Raw genomic sequence first — 7051 nt, 5'->3', positions numbered from 1 at the left:
TTTAGGCGGGGTAAAAGGCTTAAAGTTTTGGTCCACAAAAGCGGCAATGGCGGGCCCCGCGCCGCTTATGAACACGCCCAAAGCGCCCGCGTCTTCAAACGCCTTGACAATTTGGTCATAATTGGCTATCAAAGGCCTTCTGTAAGGAGTATGGATTTTGTCGTCCATTATATATTTTAGTTTTTCAAATTCGCCGCAGCTTAGCGCGGCAAAAGTTAGGACCGCGCGGGATAAGGAATAGACCAAGTCTTCCCTTGAGTATTTTTTGGGCAAGATTTTTCTTGACTTTGCGGTGGGCAATGCAAAATTAGCCACGGCCACAGCCACTTTTATGCTGCCGTTTGGCAGGCATCTGAACGTATGGACCTTGTTTTGGCCGTTTATAACGCTGGCGGTAACGCCGCCCAAAATCGCGGGCGCGACATTGTCGGGATGCCCGTCTATCATAGCGCAAAAATCCAAAACATCTTGCTTGGACATCGGGCTGCCCAGCAAAACATTAGCGGCTGTTACGCCGCCAACGACGCAAGCCGCCGAACTGCCTAAACCGCTGGTTTTGGGAATGTTGTTGATTTGCTTAATATGCGCGCCCGAAAACTTTTGTCCCAAATGGCTGTAAGTTTTGATCATTGAGCTTACGACTAGGTTGGTATGGTCCTTGGGCAAATCGTCGTCGGTTTCTACAATGAGCCTATTGGAAGGCGCGACCCAAATCTCGTTATAAATATCCAAAGCCAGTCCCATACAGTCAAAGCCCGCGCCCAAATTGGCGCTGGTGGCGGGCACCTTTATCTTTATCATGCGATTTCCTTTATTTGCACAGTTTTTGCGTCTTCTTGGTATTTGGTGTCTTTGATGTAAGGCTCAAGATGCCCTATTTTGTGGTTGGCGGCGGCTACGGCGCATTTTAAAATGTCTTGGATATCTTGGCCGTTTAAAATGCATTTTAGGGATGCGGCGACCATAGAATCGCCCGCGCCCGTGGTATTGACTATATTGTCGTTGTGCATATGCGCGCTGTAGGCTTTTTTGCCGTCGGTGATCAAAGCGCCTTCGCCGCCCATGGACAGCAAAATATATTTTATGCCGTATCGGCTGGTTAAATTTCTGCATTCTTGGGCCAGCTCTTGCTCGTTTTGATAATGCCTGCCCGTGAGCGCGTTAAACTCAAAGATATTGGGTTTAATCATCAAAGGGCGCGCGGTTATGCCTTCTTTTAGGGCTTCGCGGCTGGCGTCAAGGACGCACTTATGGCCGCCGGCTATGTTAATAAGTTTTTTGTAAAAATCTTGGGAAGCGCCCGCCGGCAAAGAGCCGCTTAACACCACATACTGAGCGTCTTTAGCCAAGGCCTCAAACTTTTCTATAAATTTGTTTTCCAAGTGTTTGTTGACGGGCTCGTAAGAGCCGCTGTATTCCGTTATGTTGCCGTAGGCGTCAATTATTTTTTTGTTAATTCGCGCCTTGCCTTTGGTCAGCTGGTAATGCCCTTTCACATTATGTTCGTTAAGATAAGCCTCAAAAATGTCTTTGGATTGCTCGGGCATAAACATAAGGCATTGCGCGTCCAAGCCGATATTTTTTAGACTGATAGCGACATTAACACCCTTTCCTGCGGGCAGAATAAGGGTGTTATCCGTGCGAACATATTCGTCTATGCAAACATTGGCGCAAACCGTTAATATCATTTTTATCCTTTTTAATTTGTTTTTTAAAAAAACGCAAAAATTTCAAATAGACTAGTCTTCTTCGGCGCCTTTTTTGTAAGGCGAGGCTGCTATTATCGCGGGGATTAAGTTGGCGGGCACTTCTTCGTAGCGCTCAAACTTGCAAACAAAACTGCCTCTGCCTTGGGTCATGCTTCTTAGGTCGGTGGCGTATTTGAACATCTCCGCCAAAGGCGCCTCGGCGTTTATTATTTGTTTGCCGTCTTCTAAGGACATGCCCAAAATCCTGCCGCGCCTTCTGTTCATGTCTCCCATTATGTCGCCCAAATAGCTCTCGGGCACGGTTATTTTGTAGCTGTATATAGGCTCCAAGATAGTGGGCGCCGCCTCGGCCATTCCTTTTTTGAACGCCAAAGAAGCCGCGATCTTAAACGCCATTTCGGACGAGTCCACTTCGTGATAGCTTCCGTCTTGAAGCGTGCATTTAATGTTTACTACGGGATATCCCGCCAATACGCCGTGAGCGATGCTCTCAAGCAAGCCTTTTTCTACCGCGGGGATATATTGTTTTGGCACGCTTCCGCCTACGATGGTTTCCGCGAACAAGAAATCGCCCTCGTAATACGGCTCAAACATAATCTTGCAATGGCCATATTGGCCGTGCCCGCCCGATTGTTTTTTGTGCTTGCCTTCGGCGACCGAGATCTTTTTTATGGTTTCGCGATAAGGAACTCTAGGGTCAACCAGCTTGGCTTCCACGCCAAACTTATTCTTGAGTTTTTTGGTCAAAACATCTATTTGGGTTTCGCCTAAGCCGCTTATCAATGTCTCTGAGGTTTCGGGGTTGCGCGTGACTTGGGCGGTGGCGTCTTCTTCTATTAATTTGGACAAACCGCCAAAAACTTTTTCCTCATCGCCCTGTTTTAGGCAAGTAACCGCCATTGTGAACACAGGCTCGGGCAGCTTTACGGGCTCAAGGACTATTTTTGAGCCGTCGGTTATGGTGTCGCCCGTGCGCGTAAACTGCAATTTGGCGAACGCCCCGATATCGCCCGCGCCCAAAGCGTCAACGGGTTCTTGTTTTTTTCCTTTCATTGTAAAGAATGAGGCGGCTTTTTCGGATTTTTGGGCGACTGGGTTATAGATATTGACGCCGGGCTTTAGCGCCCCGCAAATTACCCTAAACAATGTAAGCTTGCCCACAAAAGGGTCCGATATGGTCTTGAACACTTGGCAAACAAGACCTTCGTTTGAAGCCGCAGTCAATTCAAGTTCTTGACCGTCTTTTTTCGCTTTAAATTTTTTGACGGTTGGGTCGGGAATAAGTCTTACTATTTGGTTAAGTAAATTGATTATGCCTTTATTTTGATATGCGCTGCCTGCCAAAACGGGTATGGCGTCCGCCGCCTCCACGCCCTTGGCTAGGCCCATTATGATTTCGTCCTTGGTCAATTCGTCGCCGTCAAAATATTTGGTCATCAGGTCGTCGTCGTTGGACGCGGCGACTTCTTTTAGGTTTTCTTTTAGGTTGTCAAAATCGGCTTTTAGGTTGTCAGGAATGGCAATCTCCGCCCTGCCGCTGTCTTTTAGCTCGTAAGCTTTTTGGGAAATCAGGCTGACATAGCCTGTCATCTTGTTGCCTTCCATTATGGGAATCTGGATAGGGGCTATTTTGTTTAGATATTTTGCTTTTAAAGCCTCTACCGTGCCCGCGTAGTCGGCGTTTTCTTTATCCATTTGGTTGATAAATATCATCGCGGGAATGCGGTTTTTTAGACAATAGTCAATGGCTTTTTCCGTTCCTACCGTCACAGAACCGCTCGCGCTTGTCACTATGACGGCGCCGTCGGCGACCTGCAACGCTTGTATCATCTCCCCTTCAAAATCAAAAAAGCCCGGAACATCTATAATATTGATTTTGTAACCGTCCCATTCAAAATTGGCTATCGCCAAACTTATGGATATGCCGCGCGCGATTTCCTCGGCGTCAAAGTCCATTACCGTGTTGCCGTCCGATATTTTGCCCATACGGTCTATAACTTTTGCGCAAAATAGCATAGCTTCCGCCGCGCTTGTTTTGCCCTCGCCGCTATGTCCGATTAAGGCGATATTGCGTATTTTTGCAGCCTCTCGCATAATTTCCTCCTATTTTATCACTTCATTTATTTTAATATATTTGATAATGTTTTTCAAGACAATTAGGGGCGTTGGAGAAGATTGCGAAATTTTATTTTTGAAATCAAAAAGGTAAATTTACTTATAAAACGTAAAAACCATAATATTTTGTCTTATTGTGTATTATGCATATATGCTTATAAATACTTGCGATATTAATCATCTTGACAATAATTATCAAAGGGAATAGTATTAATTATTGGGGCATAGTTTAAGATATAATAAAACAGATTACTTATAAAGGATAAAAAAATGAAGCTATTGGTTTTTATTTTAAAAAATGTAGAACTTCAAGACGAGATTTTGTTAAGGCTTGCCCACGCCGGCATAAAAGGCGGGACATTAATTGAGGGCAAGGGGATGGCTAAGACATTGGCCAATATGGATAAAATGGAAGACGATGTCCCTATTTTTGGAACTTTGAGACATATTATATCCGACAATATTGATTACAAAAGCAGTATAATGATGTTTGTGCTTGAGAACCAGCAACTAGATATAACAAAAAAAATAATCAAAAAAGTTACGGGCGATCTTAACAAGCCCAATACGGGTATAATGTTTACCATTAATATAGAAGAGGTTGAGGGTTACAAGAATTAAATGGACTTGAATATTTTTATTGACCTTGCTTTGATTTTGTTGCTGGGACTTTTGAGCAGTAAATTAATGAAATTAATCCGTCTGCCCAATGTGACGGGATATCTTATAGTCGGTCTTATCGCCGGACCGTATTGCTTGAAATTGTTTTCTCAATCAACTTTGGAATCGCTTGCCATAATCCCCGAAATAGCTTTGGGCTTTATAGCGTTTTCTATCGGCGCGGAGTTTAAAATCTCCTACCTTAAAAAAATTGGGCCTTCGCCTGTGATTATAGCCTTTTTTGAGGGTTTTGTCGCGATGCTGTTGGTGGATTTGGTATTGATTTTGACGGGACATGACATAGCTTTTTCTTTGGCGCTTGGGGCGATCGCCGCCGCTACCGCGCCAGCCGCTACTTTGATGGTGGTGCGGCAATACAAGGCAAAAGGGCCTTTGACCGATACTTTGATGTCGGTTGTGGCGATAGACGACGCTGTCGCGATAATCGGATTTGGGCTTTCTATAGCGATAGCGAAAGCGCTCATCTCTGGCGGCGGCTTTGAGGCATCCACTATTTTGACGCCCTTAAAAGAAATTTTCGGGGCTGTCGCTTTGGGCGCATTGGCGGGGGCGCTCTTGGCGCTGTTGACCAAATGGTTTACTGGCAGGGGCAACAGACTCTCATGCGTAATTTGTATGATTTTGCTTTGCGTAGGCGTATCGGTGTTCGCGGGCTTTTCGTCGTTGCTGGCTTGTATGACAATGAGTTCTTTTTATGTTAATTTGTCCAAAGCGAGCGATAATGTTTTTGAATTAGTGGATAGAATGACCCCGCCGATATTTATAATGTTCTTCGTCGTCTCGGGCGCGGCGCTCAATATTGGGGTGCTGCCTAGCATGGGATTGGTAGGAATTATATATATAATAACAAGAGTCGCGGGCAAGTATCTGGGCGCTTTAGCGGGCGCGAAGATTTCCAAAGCTCCGTCTGTGGTAACAAAATATCTTGGCTTTACGCTAGTTCCGCAAGCGGGCGTGGCAATAGGTCTTGCCACTGTCGCTCTGACGCAACTTCCTGAATATGGAGTCCAAATACAGACTGTAATACTATGCGCGACGGTTATTTATGAGTTAATTGGCCCTGTTATAACCAAATTAGCGTTAAAAAAAGCCGGTGAGATTCAAGACTTCAAGAAAAGGCAAAAACCTCAAAAAGCAAATATATAGCGATTTATATAATAAAAAAGCGGGTTTATTAAAAACCCGCTTTTTTAATTTGTGGTTTTGTTATCTTTATGGATATTTATTACTTAATAATTTCTTATTAGTTTTTTATATTCTTTTAAGACAATTAGATTACTTGCTCCCGCCTTAATTGCCCCGTCCGTATTGACGATATTTTATTCGACCCTGCATTTAATTTACAATACAGACAGGGCTATATTTTCTTTTACAGCAAGATACAAATCACGCCGCCGCGTCCTTCGTTGACGATGCGGGATAGGGTCTTCCGCATTTTTTTCTGGGCTTCTTGTGGCATCATATTTAGTTTGTTGGTAAGGCCTTCTTTGACCAACTTGTGCAAAGATTTGCCAAACATTTCGGTATCCCATATCCCCTTAGGGTCGTTTTCAAACTCGGACAAAAGATACCTGACCAAGTCCTCGCTTTGCTGCTCTGTGCCCACTATTGGGCTTACTTCGGTTTCTAGATCCACTTTCATAATGTGCAAGGAAGGGGCGCTAGCTTTTAGTCTTACTCCAAATCTGCTGCCTTGGCGCACAATTTCGGGCTCTTCCAAAGTCATTTCCTCTAAAGACGGGCTTACCACGCCATAGCCTTTTTCTTCCACATCTTTTAGCGCCGCTTTTAACTTTTCATATATGTTGCGCGAGTCCGCGACTTGCTTGATGTAGGACATTAACTTGAAATCGCTGTCTATTTCGCATCCGCATTCTTCGCTCAATACCGAGAAGAACAAATTGTCTTTGGGTTTGATGCTATAAATAACCTTGCCTTCCCCAAGGCTGACATTGCTGACAATGGGTTTTTCTAGGTTGTCGTTGTCAAGGCTGATAAGCTCGCCTAAGGCGTAGTCGCGCATTTTGGTAATTTTGCCCGCAAGCTCTTGGGTGTATTTGATAATGTCTTTTATGACCGAGTTTTCGGGCGACAAAGTCTGCAGCCAATTGGGTATCTCTATCTCCAGCTTTCTTATCGGGAACTCAAGCAAAATTGATTCCAATATAAGATTAATTTCTTCTATTTTTAGGTTAAGTACATCTATCGCCAAAACGGCTGTGTTGTATTTCTCCGCCAAAGCGTTCTTAAGCTTAATGGTCTCGCTCGCGAGCGGATTGGTGGTGTTAAGAATAATCAAAAAAGGCTTACCTGTCGCCTTGAGCTCAGCGACCACCTTTTCTTCGGACTTGACATAGGCGCTTCGGGGGATCTCGGTGCCTATTGTGCCGTCGCTTGTGATTAGAATGCCTATCGTGGAGTGTTCGGTTATTACCTTGCGTGTGCCCAATTCGGCGGCCTCCTCAAATGGCATCTCGGCATCGCTCCAAGGCGTTTTGACCAATCGGGGTTTTGAGTCTTCTTTGTGGCCTTGCACGCCCTCCACC

At 44.8% G+C, this 7051-nt stretch carries 6 protein-coding genes; 2 read left to right on the top strand and 4 right to left on the bottom strand.

The features are described from left to right. From GX756_06715 to fusA, 3 genes are all read right to left on the bottom strand, one after another. Positions 1–801, bottom strand: an 801-nt coding sequence (locus tag GX756_06715) for a homoserine kinase (GenBank protein NLC17550.1), incomplete at its 3' end; no start/stop codon positions are given. Next, positions 798–1688: a hypothetical protein gene (locus GX756_06710; protein NLC17549.1), complete on the bottom strand. Its 891-nt coding sequence runs from the start codon at positions 1686–1688 to the stop codon at positions 798–800. The genes GX756_06715 and GX756_06710, both read right to left, overlap by 4 nt. Positions 1689–1739: 51 nt before the next feature. After that, the gene (gene fusA, locus GX756_06705; protein NLC17548.1) at positions 1740–3803 is read right to left on the bottom strand and encodes an elongation factor G; all 2064 of its coding nucleotides are present in this window, start codon (positions 3801–3803) and stop codon (positions 1740–1742) included. 291 nt (positions 3804–4094) lie between these two features. On the opposite strand from fusA, the gene GX756_06700 reads away from it, so the two are divergent. Together GX756_06700 and GX756_06695 are read left to right on the top strand one after the other, a co-directional pair. Continuing rightward, entirely contained in the window at positions 4095–4445 is a 351-nt protein-coding gene (locus GX756_06700) for a hypothetical protein (GenBank protein NLC17547.1), read from the top strand. Then, positions 4446–5651: a cation:proton antiporter gene (locus GX756_06695; GenBank protein ID NLC17546.1), complete on the top strand. Its 1206-nt coding sequence runs from the start codon at positions 4446–4448 to the stop codon at positions 5649–5651. A gap of 223 nt (positions 5652–5874) precedes the next feature. Here GX756_06695 and spoIVA read toward each other — a convergent pair. Next, a partial coding sequence (spoIVA, locus tag GX756_06690) for a stage IV sporulation protein A (protein NLC17545.1) occupies positions 5875–7051 on the bottom strand: 1177 nt, incomplete at its 5' end.

This window comes from Clostridiales bacterium, from assembly GCA_012512255.1.
Classification (GTDB): domain Bacteria; phylum Bacillota; class Clostridia; order Christensenellales; family DUVY01; genus DUVY01.
Note: the sequence above shows the minus strand (reverse complement) of the source record. Positions and strands in the feature narration are given on the sequence as shown.